20 protein-coding genes are annotated in these 20,175 nt (G+C 61.0%); 11 read left to right on the forward strand and 9 right to left on the reverse strand.

Annotated elements, in window-relative coordinates; translation table 11 throughout:
- The first annotated feature begins 255 nt into the window (after positions 1-255).
- The 9 genes from IG616_RS13340 to IG616_RS13380 all read left to right on the forward strand — a co-directional run bounded on the left by IG616_RS13340 (position 256) and on the right by IG616_RS13380 (position 7,749).
- On the forward strand, positions 256-609 hold the full coding sequence (locus IG616_RS13340) for a hypothetical protein (RefSeq protein WP_192148665.1): 354 nt from the start codon (positions 256-258) through the stop codon (positions 607-609).
- 50 nt (positions 610-659) lie between these two features.
- Complete coding sequence (locus tag IG616_RS13345; RefSeq protein WP_192148666.1) at positions 660-1,259, forward strand: c-type cytochrome; 600 nt, start codon at positions 660-662, stop codon at positions 1,257-1,259.
- Between the two features lie 3 nt (positions 1,260-1,262).
- Positions 1,263-2,153, forward strand: coding sequence for a c-type cytochrome (locus tag IG616_RS13350; protein ID WP_192148667.1), 891 nt, complete (start codon positions 1,263-1,265; stop codon positions 2,151-2,153).
- Positions 2,154-2,157: 4 nt separating this feature from the next.
- On the forward strand, positions 2,158-2,673 hold the full coding sequence (locus tag IG616_RS13355; protein WP_192148668.1) for a hypothetical protein: 516 nt from the start codon (positions 2,158-2,160) through the stop codon (positions 2,671-2,673).
- 129 nt (positions 2,674-2,802) lie between these two features.
- Positions 2,803-3,081: a hypothetical protein gene (locus IG616_RS13360; protein WP_192148669.1), complete on the forward strand. Its 279-nt coding sequence runs from the start codon at positions 2,803-2,805 to the stop codon at positions 3,079-3,081.
- Positions 3,074-3,541 carry a DUF411 domain-containing protein gene (locus IG616_RS13365; RefSeq protein ID WP_192148670.1) on the forward strand — a complete coding sequence of 156 codons (468 nt, stop codon included), beginning with the start codon at positions 3,074-3,076 and terminating at the stop codon, positions 3,539-3,541. Before IG616_RS13360 ends, IG616_RS13365 begins: the two co-directional genes overlap by 8 nt.
- A 955-nt stretch (positions 3,542-4,496) precedes the next feature.
- A complete protein-coding gene (locus IG616_RS13370) occupies positions 4,497-6,008 on the forward strand; it encodes a TolC family protein (RefSeq protein ID WP_425504187.1) in 1,512 nt (503 codons plus the stop codon).
- Between the two features lie 26 nt (positions 6,009-6,034).
- Positions 6,035-7,429 carry a multicopper oxidase family protein gene (locus IG616_RS13375; RefSeq protein ID WP_192148822.1) on the forward strand — a complete coding sequence of 465 codons (1,395 nt, stop codon included), beginning with the start codon at positions 6,035-6,037 and terminating at the stop codon, positions 7,427-7,429.
- 32 nt (positions 7,430-7,461) lie between these two features.
- Positions 7,462-7,749, forward strand: coding sequence for a copper-binding protein (locus IG616_RS13380; RefSeq protein WP_192148671.1), 288 nt, complete (start codon positions 7,462-7,464; stop codon positions 7,747-7,749).
- A 263-nt stretch (positions 7,750-8,012) separates the two neighbouring features.
- On the opposite strand, the gene IG616_RS13385 is transcribed toward IG616_RS13380, so the two are convergent.
- The 6 genes from IG616_RS13385 to IG616_RS13410 form a co-directional block, all read right to left on the reverse strand.
- Entirely contained in the window at positions 8,013-8,468 is a 456-nt protein-coding gene (locus IG616_RS13385; RefSeq protein ID WP_425504188.1) for a transposase, read from the reverse strand.
- Between the two features lie 115 nt (positions 8,469-8,583).
- Positions 8,584-9,846, reverse strand: a complete 1,263-nt coding sequence (locus IG616_RS13390) for an amylo-alpha-1,6-glucosidase (protein WP_192148672.1) — start codon at positions 9,844-9,846, stop codon at positions 8,584-8,586.
- 10 nt (positions 9,847-9,856) lie between these two features.
- Positions 9,857-10,897, reverse strand: coding sequence for an ABC transporter ATP-binding protein (locus IG616_RS13395; RefSeq protein ID WP_192148673.1), 1,041 nt, complete (start codon positions 10,895-10,897; stop codon positions 9,857-9,859).
- 29 nt (positions 10,898-10,926) lie between these two features.
- Positions 10,927-11,769, reverse strand: a complete 843-nt coding sequence (locus IG616_RS13400; protein WP_192148674.1) for a carbohydrate ABC transporter permease — start codon at positions 11,767-11,769, stop codon at positions 10,927-10,929.
- The gene (locus tag IG616_RS13405) at positions 11,766-12,611 is read right to left on the reverse strand and encodes a carbohydrate ABC transporter permease (protein WP_192148675.1); all 846 of its coding nucleotides are present in this window, start codon (positions 12,609-12,611) and stop codon (positions 11,766-11,768) included. The genes IG616_RS13400 and IG616_RS13405 overlap by 4 nt, the downstream gene beginning before the upstream one ends.
- A gap of 108 nt (positions 12,612-12,719) precedes the next feature.
- Complete coding sequence (locus tag IG616_RS13410) at positions 12,720-13,991, reverse strand: ABC transporter substrate-binding protein (RefSeq protein ID WP_192148676.1); 1,272 nt, start codon at positions 13,989-13,991, stop codon at positions 12,720-12,722.
- A 302-nt stretch (positions 13,992-14,293) separates the two neighbouring features.
- On the opposite strand from IG616_RS13410, the gene IG616_RS13415 reads away from it, so the two are divergent.
- Positions 14,294-15,301, forward strand: a complete 1,008-nt coding sequence (locus tag IG616_RS13415) for a LacI family DNA-binding transcriptional regulator (protein ID WP_192148677.1) — start codon at positions 14,294-14,296, stop codon at positions 15,299-15,301.
- 172 nt (positions 15,302-15,473) lie between these two features.
- A complete protein-coding gene (locus tag IG616_RS13420) occupies positions 15,474-16,628 on the forward strand; it encodes a GGDEF domain-containing protein (protein WP_192148678.1) in 1,155 nt (384 codons plus the stop codon).
- A 20-nt stretch (positions 16,629-16,648) separates the two neighbouring features.
- Here IG616_RS13420 and IG616_RS13425 read toward each other — a convergent pair whose 3' ends face one another.
- The 3 genes from IG616_RS13425 to IG616_RS13435 form a co-directional block, all read right to left on the reverse strand.
- Positions 16,649-17,575, reverse strand: a complete 927-nt coding sequence (locus IG616_RS13425; protein WP_192148679.1) for an SMP-30/gluconolactonase/LRE family protein — start codon at positions 17,573-17,575, stop codon at positions 16,649-16,651.
- 497 nt (positions 17,576-18,072) lie between these two features.
- On the reverse strand, positions 18,073-19,080 hold the full coding sequence (locus IG616_RS13430; RefSeq protein WP_246476238.1) for a substrate-binding domain-containing protein: 1,008 nt from the start codon (positions 19,078-19,080) through the stop codon (positions 18,073-18,075).
- A gap of 66 nt (positions 19,081-19,146) precedes the next feature.
- The gene (locus IG616_RS13435) at positions 19,147-20,169 is read right to left on the reverse strand and encodes an ABC transporter permease (protein ID WP_192148681.1); all 1,023 of its coding nucleotides are present in this window, start codon (positions 20,167-20,169) and stop codon (positions 19,147-19,149) included.
- Positions 20,170-20,175 lie beyond the last annotated feature (6 nt).

Genomic DNA, 20,175 nt, shown 5'->3' on the forward strand with positions numbered 1-20,175 from the left:
TCGAAGGGCAGCGCCGCCTTGCTCTTTTTTGGTCAATGATGGCCACCATGTTCATTGGATTGCAGGAATGAGCCCATTGGGTCTGATCAAATAGGATTGGCACTACAGCTGAAACTCAGGATATTCCTACGCGTGTACCAGCCGGCAGAATTCGGATAGCATGATAATTGAGGGCTTGACCAAGGGGTGGGGTGAACAGATTGTTGCCTACACGCGCGTGCTGCTAAGGCAAATGTGTTCCAACAGGCAAAGTTGATGAAGCTACGTTTCTATCTTCCGGCTTTCTTGAAGACCATCCTAGCGGTGGCTTTCGTCGTTGCCGGTGGATCGTTCAGCCATTCGTTTGCCGAAAGGTCTCACGGGCATGAACATGAGGTAGCCGCTTCAGACGGGCATTCGCACGGGCAGACCGCAGCAACCGCCGATCAGCTCGTGGTCGATCATGAGACAGTCCATTGTGGTGCCTACCTGCTTGCCCTGACCTCCGACGATGAGATGCGCTTGCCAGCCCTTGCGGATGATATGACCGCAGATTGCTTCGTATCGGGCGCCTCCAGAACGGCGAAGATCGACCCTCCGCCTCCACGACCGGTTTCCTTGTCCATTTGAAACGGCTTCGGCGGCAGATCCGCCGTCAAACGGGATAGAGGAAGTTTTTGATGAAATTTACGGCATTGACCGCTGCAGGTGCGATCCTGCTGGCGGGGAGCGTGGCTGCCTATGGCCATGGCGGGGCGTCTGGCGTCGTCAAGGAAAGAATGGAAGCGATGGAGGTTATGGGAAAGGTGATGAAATCCTTGTCCTCCATCATGCGGGGCGAAAAGGATTATGACGCGGACGCCGTGCGCAAGGGGGCTGAGGTCATCGGAACCCATTCCGGAGAAGCCCTTACAAAGCTTTTCCCGGAGCACAGTACGGGATCACCTTCTGAAGCCAAGCACGAGATCTGGACGGATTGGGACGAATTTTCGGCGCTTGCCGATCAATTGGGCCTTTTCGCGTCCGGCCTCGGCAAGGCAGCCGGCAACGGTCTCGCCCATGCGGGCGGCGGATCAGGCATGATGGGGCAGGGAGCTATGATGGGGGGCAACTCAATGATGTCTCAAGGAGGTATGATGGGGGCCTCGCCCATGATGGGCGGTTCCGGACATATGTCTGATCCCGAGTCACTCGCCCAGATGCCCGCAGACGGCGTGTTCAACATGCTGGCGCAGACCTGTTCCGCGTGTCACTCGAAGTTCCGGATCGAGAAGAACTAGACGATGCGCCTTTGGCTCATTGCCGTGATGGCTGCTCCCGCGTTGGCGGGGGCGGCTTTCGCCACACTCCATTTCTGGCCAATAGGCAAACCCGAGGTCATCGGAAACCTGACGGGGGATCCCGGACGAGGAGCGTATCTCGCCAGAATGTCGGGATGCATCGCTTGCCACACCAATTCCGCCGAGGGAGGCAAGCCGCTTGCGGGCGGTGTCCGCTTGCCGACTGGTTTCGGCACCTTCTACTCCCCGAACCTCACGACCGATCCGGACCACGGCATCGGGAACTGGACGATCGCCGAATTTGCAGCAGCGCTGCGTCAGGGGATCTCTCCGGAAGGTGAGCCCTATTACCCGTCCTTTCCCTATCCGTTCTACAGCTCCCTGAGCGATCAGGACATTGCGGATCTCTGGGCGGCGTTCAAGACGGTTCCGCCTGTTGCCAGCGCGTCAAAACCTCATGACATGATGCCGCCTTTCAACCTGCGGGCAGGTTTGAAGGTCTGGCGCGCGCTCTATTATGATCCAGAGCCTTACACGCCGGATCCGGAAAGAAGTGATCTCTGGAACAGGGGGAAGTTTATCGTCGAAGGCCCGGCCCATTGCGGGGCCTGCCACACGCCGAGAAACCTGCTGGGTGCCCGTCAGGCGGAAATGGCGTTGCACGGTGCCGAGAAACTGCCGGATGGCGGAAAAGCTCCGCCGGTCACCCGTGCGGCATTGCTGGAGAGAGGCTGGACCGTCAACACCCTGAAATACGCCCTTCAAAGCGGGATCATGCAGGATGGCGACGTCTTCGGCGGCTCAATGGCAGAGGTCGTTCGCGACGGGACAGCCTTCCTCACTGACGAAGACCGGGCTGCCATGGCAACTTATCTCCTGGAAAGGGACAAGTGAGCAGATGTCGCTCGAAGGTGTTTCACTTGAGTTGCCGGATGCTGGCAAAGTGCCTGTATCTGCGCTGCCGCGACGCTTAATGCGTCGCGGCGAGGCGCGGTCATCCGGACCTGCGCTGATCTGTCTCAATTCGCTGGAGGAATTTGGCTGGCTTCTGGGATACCGATTCCGTATGCGCTCTTTCTTTGCTGCATTGCTGATCGTTCTGTTCGCGGGGGTCCATTCGGCTGCCGCGTTCGACGGTATGAAAATTCCGGCAGCTGCCGGAGCCCTCACAGAGGTGAGCGCCGTCGCCAGTAATGTGCAGCTGTTTTCCTCTCACCACGCAAAATGCTGTGAGACTTCTGGAAAAGCAGGGATGTTCGCGAAGTTTTCCGGATGCAGCGCCGATTGCGTGTCGCTTCATGGTGATTTCGTCGTCCTTCAGTTCCAGAAGAGCGCGACACTGGAGACCATTCCACTCGCAGCCATTTCCGGCGGAAAACCAGCGCCCCACCTTCGTCCTCCAAGAAACGTCTGAGACCTGCCTGGGCGCCCGGAACGGGCGCTCTCCATCAGACATTTGTTGGAAACGGTGAACGAAACTCTTGCGGCGGCTGCATAGACGCCCGCCCGGATCGTTCATCTGGAAACGAAAGGTGATAGCTCAATGAGCTCACGTGAAATTACGGCCGGAAAAGCGGCCAGACTGTCTGCGTCCGGCTGGAGCCGGATGTCCGGACAGTCCCTGTTCATGCTGCTGTGCTGCGCCGTCATGATTGCCGCGTTTGGCTTTGTGATCGCTGCTGCGCCTGCCGGTCAGCCATTCGCGGAAACGCTGCTGCTGGCCGCGCCGATGTTCGGATGCGTGGTCATGCATTTCGTCATGCACCGGATCATGGGCAAGCCTTGCCATGCTCACGCAGGAAAGGAACAGCAGAATGACTAGACGCATTGCCGCGTTTCTGTTGATTGGAAGCGCCTTATCCGTTTCTCAGGCTGCCTTTGCTGCCGGGGACGGCAACACTATTACGGTCTACAAGTCGCCCTGGTGCGGATGCTGTGAAATCTGGACCGATGCTGCCAGGGAGGCAGGTTTCCAGGTCGTCATCGAGGACATGGAAGACCTCTCTGGTGTCAAGCAGCAGGCCGGTGTTCCCGAGGAGATGCAGGCCTGCCATACGGCCGTCATCGGCGATGACCGGAAATACATCATAGAAGGGCACGTGCCCCTGGAGGCGATCCGGAAGATGATGACTGAACGGCCGGATGTTCGCGGTATTGCTGTGCCGGGAATGCCTCAGGGGTCTCTCGGCATGAGTTACGACCCTACGGCGAAATACACCGTCTTCACATTCGGCAGCAAGGCGTCCGGCGCGCCGCAACCGTACATGAGGATGGGCGAGTGAGTGCGCATTGACGCCACAGACAAGTAGATCTTGTCCTGCCCGGACGGCGAACCCTTCGGGGCTCGCCGTCAGCAGTTGCGTCTCGGGCATCCGCTGTCTCAAACCTGCGCTTGTGGCATTGGGGCGACCGGAAGGCCTTACTCTTGGAACGTAGTTTCCGGCGACCCTCATACAACTATGCTGGGAAAAGGCGCTGATCACGTACAATTCAATTGCTGCCCGCTGGTGCCCCCGATACAGACTTGGTGTTTCCTGGATAGGTGACCCTTGCGCAACCTGCTTCAAATCCTCTTTGCGGGCATATTTCTCCTTGGAACTTTTCTTCCGGGGGCGAATGCGCATGCTTGGGCAACTGGAACGCAGGTTGAGATGGGTGGGACCGGACAGGGTCTGCAACACCTGAGACATGCGCGCTATTCTGACGAAGCACAGGCGGCAATGCCTGATTGCCCTGCAGCCAAGGCAAAGAAGGACGGCAAAGTGTCGTCGCAGAGCTGCTGCCCGGCATCCTGCGTTTTAGATCTCGCCATCCTTCAAGAGGCCACAGCTCCGGGCTGGCCTAGCATGCCGTTCTATGTGCCGATGGCCGGTTCGCTATCGGACGCTGCCAGATACCGCGTGGAACATCCTCCCAAGCACTGATCCCGGCCCGGATTCTGTCCAGGGTAAACCGTACGCCGTCTTTTTTGCGGCTGCGTTCAGACAATCGAGATCAGTGAGTTTCAATGAAACCAAGCGCTTTTGCCGCGCTCGCGCCGTTGTTGGTCGTGAGCTGCGCATCCACGGCACCTTTGCCGGACCTATCCGCTGGCTCCAACCCGGAAGATCCGGGCGCTGCCATCCATGCCCTTCACCCCGCGCCGGTGACCGGAGGCTATACTGCCAGGGGCCCGGTCGACCCGGGCTCATGGCGCAAACTCAATGATGACCAGTCTTCCGGCAAGGGAGGTGGGTCGTGAGACTTCTGGAAGTCAAACCAATCCTCGTTGCCGTGTCAGCAAGCCTGCTGGCCGGGTGTGTGTCCCCAGAGCAGATCGCGTCTTATTCCGGGCCGCAGCCCGGATTTGAGGCGGTGTCATCCGGCACGTCCTCACGCTCGGGCAACAAGGAAACCGTCTGGATCCAGAATGCGGACCAGGCGAAGGCGGTCTCTGACAGGGTCCGTGCCATGGTGCACAAGAAGACGATCAGTGCGGATACCGCAGTTCAGGTGGCGCTTCTCAACAATAGGGGTCTTCAGGCCTCCTATGCGGAGCTTGGGATCAGTGCGTCCGATACCTGGCAGGAGACGATGCTGCAGAACCCGGTCGTTTCCGTCGGGCTCCTCGGCCTTGCCCATCCCGAGATCGGCGGGCTGCGCACCATAGAAGGCACGATTGCGGCCAATCTCTTGTCACTTACGACCCAGAAACGACGGGTCGGCATTGCCGACACCAGGTTCCGTCAGGCACAGGCTTCCGCGATCGGCGATACGCTCTCGCTTGCAGCCGAGACCCGGCGCGCCTGGATAGACGCGGTCGCAGCCTTCGAGACGGTGAGCTATCTGAACCAGGCACAGGTCGCAGCCGATGCGGCGTCGCAGCTTGCCCAGAAACTGGGAGAGACCGGAGCCATGCCAAAGGCGGGCCAGGCACGCGAACATGCTTTCTACGCTGAATTGACCGGCCAGAAGGCAGAGGCGCGTCTGGCTGCGGCATTGGCAAAGGAACGGCTGACACGCCTGATGGGACTGTGGGGGCAGGACGCCCAGTATTTTGTGCCCGACAGTCTGCCTGCCTTGCCGAAAGCACCGCGGGGTAATCCGTCAATCGAGGCCGATGCCCTGCGCAACCGGATTGATCTCCAGGTTGCCAGGCTTGAACTCGAGGCAGTTGCCAAGAGCTACCGCCTGACGGAAGCCACCAGATACGTCACCGATCTGGAGCTGATCGCCGGGGTCGAAGCGGAACGCGAACTCGAGACCGAGTATGAGCTCGACGGAGGAAACCTGGAAGAAAAGAAAAGCCCCAAGACCATCGTCACGCCCCAGATTGAGCTGGAGTTCGCGATTCCGATCTTCGACAGCGGCAAGGCAAGGCAACGCAAGGCGGAATATGCCTACATGCAGGCGGCCAACAAGCTGGCCGAAAAGGCGGTGAACATCCGCTCCGAGGCCCGGTCGGCCTACACCGCCTACAAATCTTCGCACGAGATTGCCCGGCACTATCGCGATGCGGTGCTGCCCTTGCGCAGGTCGGTCGAGGAAGAAGGTCTGCTCACCTACAACGGAATGATCACCAACACATTTGACCTGCTCGCCGACACCAGGGCGCGCGTCGACACCCAGCTTCTTGCCGTCAACGCGCGGAAGAACTTCTGGCTTGCCGAGGCTGATCTGGCGGCAGCCACCTATGGAGGCGGGATGGATGGAGGCTCAGAAAGCGCCGCGCCAATGAAAACCGCCGCTGCCGGCGGAGGGGGGCACTGATGATGAAAGCTCAAGGAAACATACCGATGATGAACCGGCGCCAGCTTCTGGGGGCGGGCGCTGGCGGTGCCGCGCTCCTGTCCACCACAGCCTGGGCTCAGACCTCCAACATGGGCTTGCCGGAAGCGGCCCTGATGGACGGTCCTGCGACACAGCCTCCGGCAGCTCCCGCCTCCGGCGTGCCCTACAATCCCGTGGTGACCCTCAACGGCTGGACGCTTCCTTTCCGCATGAACAATGGCGTGAAGGAGTTCCACCTGGTTGCCGAGCCGGTGGAGCGGGAACTGGCGGAGGGCATGACCGCCTATCTCTGGGGCTATAACGGCCAGTCCATCGGGCCGACCATTGAGGCGGTTGAAGGCGACCGGGTCCGGATCTTCGTGACCAACCGGCTGCCGGAGCACACGACGGTTCACTGGCACGGTCTCATCCTGCCATCGGGTATGGACGGCGTTGGCGGCCTGTCGCAACCGGGTATTCCGCCGGGAAAGACGTTCGTCTACGAGTTCGATCTCGTGAAGTCCGGCACGTTCATGTATCACCCGCACGCGGACGAGATGGTCCAGATGGCCATGGGCATGATGGGTTTCTTCATCGTGCATCCGAAGGACCCGGCCTTCATGCCGGTCGACCGTGATTTCCTCATCATGCTCAATGCCTTCGATATCGACCCGGGCTCCTATGTGCCCAAGGTCATGACCATGACCGACTTCAACCTGTGGACATGGAACAGCCGGATCTTCCCCAGCATCGATCCGCTGGTCGTGTCGAAAAACGACCGGGTGCGCGTCCGGGTCGGCAATCTCACCATGACCAACCATCCGATCCACATGCATGGCTACGACTTCGAGGTCACCTGCACGGATGGCGGCTGGGTTCGTCCCGAAGCCCGCTGGCCGGAGGTCACCATCGACATTCCGGTCGGGGCGATGCGGGCCTATGAGTTCGATGCCGTGCACCTGGGCGACTGGGCGATCCATTGCCACAAGTCGCATCACACGATGAACGCCATGGGCCATGACGTGCCGACATTCATCGGGGCGGACAAGAGAGCACTGACCCGCAAGATCCGCCTGGTCCAGCCGGAGTACATGCCCATGGGCAGCACGGGGATGGCGGAAATGGCGGAAATGTCCATGCCGCTGCCCGATAATACCGTGCCGATGATGGCCGGTTGGGGCCCGCATGGCCCGCTCGAAATGGGCGGCATGTTCTCGGTGGTGAAGGTGCGCGAGGGCATCTCCGCCGGCGATTACAGCGATCCCGGCTGGTACGAGAACCCTCCCGGAACCCAGGCCTGGGAATGGACGGGCGACCTGCCGGAGGCAAGCAGGGCAGCGGCGTCCCCAGTAGGCGCCGACCCGGTATCCGGCACGGCGCAGCCTGAAAACCCTCACGCCGGCCATGCCGGACACAATTGAGCGAAACCGGATTTACCTGTCAGGAGACACACATGAAGAAACTTCTCACATTCACTGCCGCTTGCGCCCTGGCCACCGCCCTCGCAACAGGCGCCTTCGCCGCCGAATACACCAAGGGCACTGTCAAGAAGGTCGATCTCAAGGGCAAGAAGGTCACCATCATCCATGAGGAACTCAAGAACCTCGACATGCCGGCAATGACGATGGTCTTCAAAGTGGCCGATGACGCCATGCTGGAGAAGGTAAAGGAAGGTCAGGAGATCGAATTCTCCGCCGACCGGATCAACGGCAATCTGACGGTGGTTGACCTGAAAGAATAAAAGGTCTTTGAGTTCGGCGCCGGAGGGAGCAGGTGGGGAAGACACACACCACGCCGTCCGGCGCTTTCGCTATCAGTATATGTTGAACTGGGTTTGAAAAGACAGTTCCCTGGTTTTCAGGTGCAAGAGCTGGCAGCCCGCTCCCTGCCCCAAACTTGTCATCCGGTGCAATTTCTGAGAAGGACCGGCGGTAAAGCCTTCAGAGAACATGGATGGAACCCGCATATTGGCGGTTAGGCTGGACACGTTAGCTCACAGCCTCATTAAATCTGATCCAAATCCGGGCTCATGCGAGTTTGACACCTGTCATGTAGTTGCGGGGATCCCTCCCATAGCGAGTGCTTACAGCTCTGAAATGTTTTAGCTTTTTGAAGCACCACTCGACCAGATTGCGCATTTGCAGAGGTACTTGGAGAAACCTGGCCGGCGGCGGCGCTGCGGCATGGGCGGTATATTGGGAAAACATTCTGCCCCCTGTTCAGGGGGCGGATAGCATCGGCATCGTAAGCACGATCTGCAAGGACAACGGCGTTTTCGGGCAGGCCAGACAAAAGCGGCATGGCCTGATGACCATCATAGGCTTGGCCCTCGCTCAGGCTTAGCCGGACCGGCAGGCCGCCGGACGAAGCGGTTGTAGCAGGTCTTGTGCGACCTTTAGTGCTCCGGAATATCCGCCCGGGACGCCCCGTACGCTGGCGCCAGAGAATACCGTTGATCACATGCCGGTCATCGACGCGCGCACCACTGCGGACCTTCGTCAGAAGAAGGGCCCGGATTACTAACCACTCTCGATGGTGACAACAGCACCACCTCAGGGAACGCTCGCAGAGGATCTTATAGTTTGAGGAACTCGATCACCATGGCGGCGGTCCAGGTGAAGTTGCCGCCGCCGCAGGCTTCCCCGGTCATCGGATCGTAATATTCGGCAAAACCGCTCTGCTCGATCAGGCGGAGGCTGTCACTGGCGATCCGCCTGGCGATCTCCGTCTGTCCGGCGGCATGCAGCCCGTCGGCGATCATGTAGTTCACGACCAGCCAGACCGGCCCGCGCCAGTAGCGCTTGCCGTCGTAGTCGGGCGCCAGTGGGTCGTGGCTCGGCACCATGAACCGCGCGGAGTGTGCCAGGGCTTCAATACGCCGTGCAATGCACGCGGCGCGGCCCGCGGGAATGGCGCAGAAGGCTGCAAGAAGCCCGCCGATGGACGGGCTTTGGACCAGCGCATCCTTGATTCTGTCGAAACAGGCATACTGGCCGAGACCCTCGTCCCACAGGCTCTCCATGGCGTCAATGCCACGATCCGCAAAGGCGCGGGATTCGCGTGCGATGTCCGTTTCACCCAGCTCTTGAGCCAAAACGGCGAGGTCCGCGCAAGAGCGGATCAGGATTGCGTTGAACCCCGGATCGACGACCTGGAAGGGCGAGGCGTCGTGCAGGCGGCTGTTGTCCCAGCCAAGGCCGCGGAAGAGCTGCAGGAGATAGACATAGCGCTTGTATTGCTCGTCCGTTGGCCGGTGCGCCGGGTCGGTGTGGCTGGTGTCCCGGCGCTGGAACGGCTCCACCCCTTCGACCGGCACCCTGGTGAAGGCATCGTCCCAGTCAACGGAATTGTCCCGGCCTGTTTCCCAGGGATGGATGACGGCCACAAGCCCTGCTGCCTGAGGGTCGCGGCTGGCGTGGAACCAGCGGTGCCAGGCATGCACCTTGGGCAGAAGCGCGCGGACCCGGTCAATAACTGCTTCCTTTTCCCGTGACCGGTCGAAGATGCGCCGCATGGCAAAACCGGCGACCGGAGGCTGGGTGATCCCGGACGTCGGCACGGGCCGCCCCGTCCGCCAGACGTCCGCTCCGGGGAAATAGCCGTCATCCTCCTTATGGAAAATGATGTGCGGCACCATGCCGTCGTCCCACTGATGAGCAAACAGGGTCTCCAGTTCGGTCCAGGCGCGGCTCTCGTCAAAATGGGCAAAACCAAGGGCGCTGAGCGCGCTGTCCCAGTTCCACTGGAAGGGATAAAGCCCATGGGTCGGCACCGTATAGGTGCCCCGGTCATTGTGGCGCATGACGTCATACGCCTGATCGATCAGGTCTTGTCTCATATCAGGGCTTTCAGGCAACGGCTTGAGTGGTCTCAGGGTTGAACCAGCGCACGCGGCCGGGATTGGGGGCAAGGGTCAGCCGGTCGCCCGGCTTGACGGTCAGGTCACTGTCGAGCACGGCGCGGAACATCGCGCCACCGACATCGCAGGTCACGAGCAGATGGGCGCCGAGGGGTTCGACGATGCGGGCGGTGGCCGGAAGACCTTCTGCAGCAGGAGACACATCTTCTGGACGGATGGCAAAGTTGAGCGGATGGGACGTATCGGGTCCCTGAAGGTCCAGCCCGGCCACCTGCCAGAGGCATCTGCCCTTGGGTTCCGCGGGCAGGAAATTCATCGGCGGATTGCCGATAAAGCCGGCGACAAATTCCGTTGCCGGGTTGCGGTAAACCTCGATCGGCGTTGCCGCCTGCACGATCCGGCCCTGGTGCATGACGCTGATCCGGTCGGCCAGGCTCATGGCTTCGACCTGGTCATGGGTGACATAGATCGCGGTGGTCTTGCTTTCGGCCAGAACCCCCTTCAGCTCCGCCCGCATTTCCAGCCGCAGCAGGGCGTCGAGGTTGGACAGGGGTTCATCCATCAGGATCACGTCGGGTTCCATCGCCAGAGCCCGTGCCACGGCAACACGCTGGCGCTGGCCGCCGGACAATTCGCCGGAATAGCGCTTCAGCAATTGTTCGATATGCATCAGGCCTGCCGTGCGCTCGACCCGGCGCTTGACCTCATCGTTTGGCAACTTCTGCATGCGCAGGCCGAAACCGATGTTCTCGAACACGGTCAGATGCGGGAACACCGCATAGTTCTGGAACACCATGGCGATGCCCCGGTCCTTGGGCGGCAGATGGTCGACCCGGCGGCCATTGATCCAGACCTCGCCTGTGGTGGCGGTCTCCAGTCCGGCGACGATGCGCAGCAAGGTGGTCTTGCCGCAGCCGGATGCGCCCAGCAGCACCATGAATTCCTGGTTTGCAATGGTCAGATTGATGTCATGCAGCGCCGTGTAGGACCCAAAGGACTTGGCAACGTTCTTGATCTGGATTTCAGCCATTTGTCTGTCTCCCTGGACATGCGCTCCGCTCAGCGGTTCGCAATGCCCCACATGGCGAAGAGGTACTTGCGGACGGCAAAGATGAAGATCAGCGCCGGAACCACGAGGATGAAGCCGCCGGCGAATTTCAGATGCAGCGGAGCCTCGCCGAGCTTGGCCAGCAGGAAGGCCGTCAGGGTCCGGTTCTCGATGGTCAGCACCGCCGCCGCGAAGACTTCGTTCCAGGAAATCACGAAGGCGAAGATGGCTGAGGCGGCAATCCCCGGCAGGATCAGCGGCAGAACGACCTTGGTGAAGGCTGTGAAGCGGGTGCAGCCAAGCGTCCAGGCGGCTTCTTCCAGTTCCACCGGGATTCCGGAAAACAGCGAGAAGGTGATCAGCACCGCAAAGGGCAGTGCCAGCGTGGTGTGTACCAGCGCCAGGCCGAAGGCAGTGTCGTCCAGACCCGTGCGGATGAACATCACCGCCAGCGGCAGGGCCAGAAGCGGCAGGGGAAAGGCGCGGGTCAGGAGCACCAGCATACGGAACAGTTCCTTGCCGCGGAACTCGAACCGGGACAGGGCATAGCCCGCAGGCGCGCCGATGGTGATCGACAGCACCATGGTCATCAGCGCCACGATGACCGAGTTTTTCAACGCCGAAAGCATCCCCTGGTAACTGGCAAAGAACTGAAGGCTGCTCCAGTCGAACGGCGGCAGGAACGGCTTGGGGTAGTTGTTCACCGTGTCCGGCGAGGACACGGTGTTGATCAGCAGGAAGTACAGCGGAACGATAACCCAGGCGCAGAGCAGAGTGACGGATGCCATATAGAGAAAGCGGCCTGACTTGCGCGGTGTCGGCAATGCGGCCTGGCTGGTGGCGGAACCGGTCATATGGTGGCTCCTTTCGGGACGCGGAGTACGCGCAGAATGATCAGGGTGAAGGCGATGGAGATCGCCAGAACGATGAGCGCCAGCGCTGCTGCAGCTCCCCCATTGAGAAGGTCGAATTGATAGGCGTAGATCTCACCCATGAGCACCGGGAAGATCGTCCCGCCAAGCGCGGCCACCACGGCGAAGATCTCAAAGGCCAGCACCACGCGCAGGATCAGGGCGGTTTGCAGCGAAGGACGCAGCAGGGGCAGCGTGATCTTGACGAAACGCTGCCACGGCGAGGCGCCGAAGACTTCGGCGGCCTCGTAATATTCCTTTGGGATCAGGCCGATACCGGCCACAAGGATCACCAGCATAATGGCTGTCGCGCGCCAGATTTCGGCAAGGGCGATGGCTGTAAAGACAATCATCGGGTGCTGATAGGATAGGAAATTTGCAGGTCTGTCGATCAGCCCGAGACCGCCCATCATGGAGTTCAGGAAACCGGACTGCTCGAAGATCGCCAGCCAGATGATCCCGGCGGCGAGATCCGAAATGCCGAGCGGAATGGTCCAGACATAGAGCACCAAATCCCGCCCGCGGTTCATCCGGTTCACCATGGTCGCCATCAGGAGAGCCAGCGCCAGCTGGACCGGCACGACGGCGGCGGCGAGCAGCAGGGTGTTCCGGAGCGATATCGGGAATTTCCAGTATCCGACCACCTCCCGGAAATTTTGCAGGGACAGGCCTCCCCCGGCGGTGAAGGCCTCTTGGGCAACAAGCGCAAAGGGATAGAGAAAGAACACGATCAAAAAGAGCGTGACCGGCAGGATCAGAATATAGGGCAGCAGCCGGGGATTCATGGAACCGCTCCGTTTTCGGTCTTCAGCTCAAGGGTTGCGGCAGGTTGGGGCTGCCCGGGCCTTTTTATAGCCCGGGCAACTGCGTGGCGGGAGGATTGCCACGCCTGCTTATTCGACCGGGCACGCTCCTTCGGAGGGCGCATCCGGTGCCCAGCAGGGGGCTCCGGTCTTTTCCATGATGCCAGCCAGCACCTTCTTCTGATCATCCAGCACGGTGCGGATGTCCTGTCCAGCAAGGACGATGCGTTCGAAAGTGTCGACATAGACGCGGTTGAAATCGCCGCCCATATCGCCAAGGCCAGCGGGCAGCAGGCCCGGATTGGCATCGGCAGAACCGCTCATCTTGGCGACTGCATCTCCGGCGGCCTTGACGGAGGGCGGCAGGTCATCCGGCAGGGCAACGTCCACGACAGGGAAGAAGTTGGTGGCCTTCAGCGTGGCGATCTGGGTTTCCGGCTTCATGAGATACTGAACCAGAGCCTTGGAGGCTTCCATGTCCGGAGCCGTCTTGGGGATGGCGAGACCGGCGAGCACGGGCATGAAGCCGCGGCCAGTCGGACCGGCAGGGGCCGGAAAAGCGACGAAATCATCCGGACGGTCGTTGAAGGCCTGAGCGAGGCGCGAGGTATGGTCAAAGACGATCCAGGCATCGCCCGACAGCAGCTGCTCCTGAAGGAAAGAGAAGTTGGTGGAGGCCGGATTGGTGTGGGACCACAATTCGCGGAACTTTTCCCAGGCTGTCACGGCGGCATCCGAGGCGAAGGTCCGCACCACCCCGTTGGTGTAGGACGGATAGAGATAGCCTTGGAAGAACCGGTGCTTCAGGCCCTTGGGTCCGGCAGGAAAGCCGAACTTCTTCTCGCCGGTTGCTTCCTCGACATTGGCGGTCCAGGCAATCAGCTGGTCATAGGTCAGCGCGTTGATGTCAGCGCCTTCCGGCAGATAGGGCAGCGCCTGCTTGCTGGCGGCCATGATGTAACTCGCCTGCATCCACGGCAGGTATTGCATCTTGTCCGTGCCAAGCTTGGCAAGCGTGTTGAAGGTGGTGCTCTGCGCGGATACGCCGAGGTCGTCCAGATCCATCAGATCGTCCGCACTCATGGCCGCAAAGTTGCCATGGAGCGCTCCAAGCACGTCAATCGTGCCTTTCCCTGCCTGCAGCTCTGCCTTCAGGCGGGTCAGCCAGGGGCCGTCTTCGTTTGGCTGGTAGTCGACAGGCGTGTCAAAGCCGGACAGCACGCCCTCGCGCATGGCCTGGGCTTCCTGCACGGGCCGGGCCTGGGTGGACCAGAACAAGAGATCCTTGGCCTCGGCGGCGGTTGCACAGGCGATCAGGACCAGGCCGGACGCGGCCATGGACAGTTTTTTCGCTAAAGACATCAAACCCTCCCGGTGTGTTGTTGACGGGCGGCCTCCCCAGCCGGGTTCCGTCACTCAAGGCCGCGCCCGCAGATTGCCAGGGCCGGGCCTCTCCCGCTGGATGCGCCCTCCCCTTGCGGTCTGGCCGCTGGCCTGGAGTGCATCTGCGTGATGGCCAAAGATTGATATATCGTTATATCAATTGTCAATCCGTCGGCGGCAAGATTTTTGGGACCTCTTTGGAACAGAGGCTGAAACATATTGATTATCCTCGCTTAACCGGCCTATTTTCTGGAATATCGTTTTATCAAGCAGGCTGGAAAATGAGCGCCGGGAAGCCCACTCTCGCCAGTGTCGCAAAGGAAGCGGGCGTCTCCGTGCCGACCGTCAGCCAGGTCATGCGTGGCACAGGCAGGATCTCCGAGGAGACCCGGCAGAAGGTTCTGGAGGCTGCTGCAAATCAGCGCTATGTGCCCGATTCAAGGGCCGCTTCCATGCGGTCAGGCGAGAACCGCGAAATCGGCCTGGTCATCAACCAGATCTCCAACCCTTTCAATGCGGAAGTGATCAGCGGTGCGGTCAGCCTGCTGGAGTCTGAAGGTTATATGGTCTCTATCCTCGACCCGCGGGATGATCAGGTCCGGCAGGGGCGGCAGCTGGAGGCCTTCATCCGCCACGGGCGCGGGGGGCTGCTCTGGGTGCCAGCCGTGGACACCCCCCCGGAAACCTTCGATCTTCTGCGCACCCACGGCATTCCGACGGTGACCTTTCTGCGCCGCGTGAGCCGCAATTGCGACCATGTGGGGATCCGCAACGCGGAAGCCACGGCCACAGCCACCAGCTATCTGGCGGATCTCGGCCACCGGCGCATTGCCTATCTGGGCGGTTCCCTGATGACCTATGTGCGCAAGGAGCGGATCGAGGGCTATGAGGCGGTGCTGGCCCAGCGGGGTCTTGGGCCGGGGATTATCTGGCCAAGCGGTGACGACAAACGTGCCGGCATGGACGCCATGGATGCGCTTCTGGTGGGCCATCCGGACGTGACCGCCGTGGTGTGCAACGGTGACATGGTGGCGCTCGGCGCCTGCTACAGTCTTATCCGCAGCGGCATTCAGCCCGGACAGGGCGTTTCCGTGATTGGTTTCGATGACATCGAGGATGCGTCCGTCGCTGTTCCCGCCCTGACAACCATGGCGGTGCGCCCCAACAAGCTGGGCCAGAAGCTGGCGCAGATCCTGCTCGACCGCATCCGCACGCCGGACATGCCGGTCATGGTCTCCGACGTCTCCGCTGAGCTCATCGTGCGCGAGACCACCGGTGCTCCGCCTTAGGGGTGAGCATGACAAACGGGGTCCCGCCCCAGACATTCGCCGGTTGGTTTTGCTGGATTACTCCTTCCCTCTGGCTGTTTCAGGTGCCGGGGGTGAGGAAGCATTCACGCTTGCGCCGTATTGATAGCCGGAAAACCGCAGGCGGGAGCCATCAGGACATGACAGTGCGAAGATGAACGGGGCAGCCTTTTTTCTGGTGGTGAACTTTGCCGTCGCCATGTCTTTCAGCGCTGTTTTCCTGGTGGTTGCGCGCCGCAGCCAATCGCCTGCAGCTGCAAGGTGGCTGGGCGCAGGCTATTCTGTCGCTTCCCTCTCGGCCATCTGCGAACTCCTGGTGGCCTATGCCGGTCCTGCGCATATTTGGGCCTTGGGCGCCTTCGCGACGGTGCTTTGCGGCATGGTCATGCTGACGGTTGGCATCGGTGAAATGTACCGCCGGCGGGTTGATGCGCGGATCATTGCTCTTTTTGTCTCTGCGAGCTTGTTTCTGGCCTATGTCATCTATGATCTGCCGCGCAGCACCCTGCTTCAGGCGTTGCTCTACCAGGCGCCGTTCGCGCTGGTCCTGCTCGCGGGCGCGCTGATCGTGTTTCTGGCGCGGGACAGAACGATCATCGACCGGTTTCTCAGCATTTTGCTGCTGACGTCGGGCCTTCAGTTCTTCGCGAAGGCGGGGCTTGCCGTCCTGTTCGGTGCCGGAACCACCGCCAAGGATTACGTCCACACAAATTATGCCCTGATCTCGCAAAGCCTGAGCGCAGTTCTGATGGTTGCGATCGGCTTGACGCTTCTGGCAAAGCTGGTGCTGGAGATCATGGCCGCACAACGCATGGAGTCGGAGATCGACATCCTGTCCGGGCTGTTGAACAGACGCGGATTTGACCGCCGGGTCGAGGGCCTTTTTGCTGTCAGCCGCGACGGGCAGCACGCGATCATTCTGTGTGACCTCGACCATTTCAAGCAAATCAACGACACCCACGGCCACCACGCCGGTGACGCTGTTATCGAGGCCTTCGGCGCGCGCGTGCGGCTTTGTGTGCCCGATGGCGCCTTTGCGGGCCGTCTTGGCGGCGAAGAATTCGCCCTGTTTCTCCCCCGGACCAGCGTCGATGTCGCGGTGCAGATCGCGCAAAGGCTCAGGCTCGAAACCATGTCCCTGCGCGACCTGCCGCCTTCGATTGCGGTCACAGCCAGCTTTGGCGTGGCTTCAGTGTCATCGGAAGCCGGTCTTGCAGAGGCCTATCGTCAGGCCGACCAGGCGCTCTACAGGGCCAAGAATTCCGGCCGCAACAGGGTCATGATCGCGGCGTCAGGATACGGAACCTGAGTTTCAGCGGTGCCGCCCCCTCACCTCTTGATGCCGTTGACGTTCAGATAGACGGAATAGAGAGACGTTGTTCCGGTGATGAACAGACGGTTCAGCTTCCGGCCGCCGAAACAGACGTTGGCGACGAATTCCGGGATATGGATTTTGCCGATCAGCCTGCCTTGCGGGTCGAGGCAGTGAACGCCATCTGCCGCTGAGGTCCAGATCCGGCCGTCCCGGTCCAGACGGAAACCGTCGAAGAAACCGTTGGTGCAGGTGGCAAACACCGCGCCGCCGGTCAGGGACTTGCCATCCGCGCCCACCTGAAACTTACGGATATGGGCTGGGCCATCCTTCTGGTGGGTGCCACCGGTGTCCGCAATGAAAAGTTCGGTCTCGTCTGCGGAAAAGGCCAAGCCATTCGGTTTGACGAAATCGGTGGTGACCGTCTCGACCGTTCCGGTGTCCGGATCGATCCGGTAGACATGACAGGCACCGATTTCGCTCTCTGCGCGATCACCTTCGTAGTCCATCATGATCCCGTAGGAGGGATCGGTGAACCAGATCGAGCCGTCCGACTTCACCACAACATCGTTCGGGGAATTGAGGCGTTTTCCGTCAAAATGGGACGCCAGCACCGTGATGGAACCGTCATGCTCGGTCCGGGTCACCCGCCGGGTCAGATGTTCGCAGGTCACGAGGCGGCCCTGGGTGTCCACCGTGTTGCCGTTGGAATTGCTGGACGGCGCGCGGAAAACGGAGACCGATCCATCCGTCTCGTCCCAGCGCAGCATGCGGTTGTTGGGAATATCGGACCAGACGAGATACCGCCCGGCGGCAAACCAGGCAGGCCCCTCCGACCAGCGCGCGCCGGTCCACAACCGTTCCACCCGCGCGTGGCCGATGAAACAGGCCTTAAATTCCGGCTCGATCACTTCAAAGCCGGTGCCTTCCAATTCGCCAAACATGCCTTGATCCTGTTGTGTGATAGCGCGCTACGCCGCCCGCGCTGTGAAGAGCGCTGAGGTTTTGACGGGTCTACCGTTCATCGTCCGGGATCTTCAAGTCCGGCTTTGCCTGACTGGCTGCTGGGGTTCGGCGCGGTTGGCAATACGCGACCGGCTCGGCAGGCTCCCGTCTCCCCCCTTGCGGGAGATGTCAGCGCCAGCTGACAGAGGGGGTGATGTTTCCGCATACCCGGCAAAGCTCCTCTGATCTGAAAAGCTGATACCCCCCTCTGCCCCCGTTCGGGGGCATCTCCCCCTCAAGGGGGGAGACAGGTGTATGCCGAACCGCCAGTATGACAAAAACCCGCCTTACGCCATGCAGCCAGGCAATAAAGTCAGACTTAAAGGTCTGGAAATGATCAACTTTAGACCTGTTCCTTCTATCTGCCGTATACACCCGGCCGGTTTCAACGAGCTGGAGCACCGCTCGTCCGTTTGAACGCGCGATGCTCTTTTGGTTATTTCTTCCAGATGGCCGAGTAGGCCTGGCGGTACGGGGAGTCCGGATCGAAGGCCGTGCTGTCGCCCATTTTCTCCAGGCCTTCCTTGGTCACCAGCGCCGGAGAGGTGATGTAGCCGGAGCAGGCTTCACCCTGGATCGCCCGGTTCAGCTCGTCCACCAGCTGCCAGCCCTGCAGGTTGAGCGGCTCTGCCACGGTGATGGTCTGATAGGCACCGTTGCGGATGCGCCAGAAGGCGGCTTCCGAACCATCCCCGGCAGATCCGGCCTGCGGGCCGTCTTCGCTGGAAATCCCGGCGGCTGCCAGCGCAGGCCCCATGAAGTCGAAATAGAGGTCGTTGATGGCCAGCGCGTGGGTCCAGCTGTCACCGTATTTCTGCAGGAGGCTGGTGGTCAGCGGTCCCATGCGGCTGGAGGTATCGGCAATCGGCGTGTCGACATATTCCAGAACCTTGCCGCCGGCTGCCTCAATGGTTTCCTTGATGCGGTTGGCCTTGTCGATGGCGATCTGATAGGTGGAATCGGTGAAGATGACCGCGCCAATGTCCTTGCCGCCGTCTTCGATCGCCCAGTTTGCGGCAACTTCAGAAACGGTCATGGCATCGGTCGAGACATTGGCGAAAATGCCCCCGGGCGCGTCGCAGCCGATTTTCGGACCGGAATGCCAGGCCACCATCGGGATTTTCGCGGCGGCGACCCCTTCCAGCGCGGCCTGCTGCTCGACGGCATCAAACCCGTTGATGACAATGCCGTCCGGTTGAAGGGCCAGCGCCTGGCCGAGAGCTGCCGTGCGGCCCTGAATGGAGCAGGCACCGTCCAGAACGCGGATGTTCCAGCCGATCTGGTTGGCGGCTTCCTCCACGCCCTTGGACACGCCCAGAATACCGCCGTTCTTCAGATCCGCGGCGACCACAACGATGGTCTTGTCCGGCGCACCTGCCGGACCGGTGGTCGGGCCGTCCCACGGGGTTTCCGCGAAGGCCGGTGCTGCGGCGCCTGCCAGCATGGTTGTGGCCAGTATGAGTTTCAGCAACTTCCCTTTTTGCATTTCATCCTCCCGTTTCAAGCACTGTTACTTTTTCACCGCACCCTTGCGGCGTTGCGCGTAACCCGCAATTCCGATGGCGATCAGCAGCGTGACCCCGTTGAACAGCGGCTCGACCCAGAAGGAGCCGCCGAATTGCTGGATGCCCGAGATGCCGACCGCCAGAATAGTGACCCCGACAATCGTGCCCCAGACATTGACCCGCCCCGGCTTGATCGTCGTGGACCCCAGAAAGGCACCGACGAGGGCGGGCAGCAGGAACTCCAGACCGACGCTGGCCTGGCCGATGCGCAGCTTGGAAGCGAGCAGAACACCGGCGAGTGCCGTCATGGTGCCAGAGGCCATGAAGGCGCCGATCACGAACTTGCGGGTGGGAATGCCGTTGAGCTGGGCGGCGCGCTGGTTGGCGCCGATGGCATAGAGGTAGCGGCCCACGGGCGTATATTCGAGGGTCAGCCACATCAGCACGGTGATGGCGATCAGGTAATAGCCGGTGATCGGCAGGCCGAAGACAAAGGTGGTGCTGAGGGCAAAGAACCCGTCCGGCAGCAGGCCGACCATCTGCCGCCCGCCTGTGTGCCACAGGGCAATGGCATAAAGCACGGTGCCGGTGCCAAGCGTGGCGATGAAGCTGTCGATCTTTGCGACTTCCACAAGAAGCCCGTTGAGGAAGCCGGTCAGCGCCCCCAGAAGCAGCACGATCATCACCGCCAGCGGCCAGGGCACACCCAGAAGGGTCTGCAGGCTGATCGCCAGAATGTGCCAGAGCACGATGCCATAGCCGACCGTCAGGTCGATGCGTCCGGCGGCCATGGGGATCATGGCGCCAAGGGACAGCAGCGCGATGATGGCCTTGTCGGAAATGAGCGCGCGCAGGTTCAGCAGGGTCGGAAAGGTTCTCGGCAGCAGGATCGAGAACAGGACGATCAGGACCACGGTCAGGATGACCAGGCCATAGACCGGCAGCAGGCGCATCAGCTTTGCCTGGCCGCTGAGCCCCTTCATCTCCGCCCGTGTCGGCTCAAGCGCATTGGATTCAAGTGATTGCATTGTTGG

It is taken from the genome of Roseibium litorale (assembly GCF_014842915.1).
GTDB classification, from domain to species: Bacteria; Pseudomonadota; Alphaproteobacteria; order Rhizobiales; family Stappiaceae; genus Roseibium; species Roseibium litorale.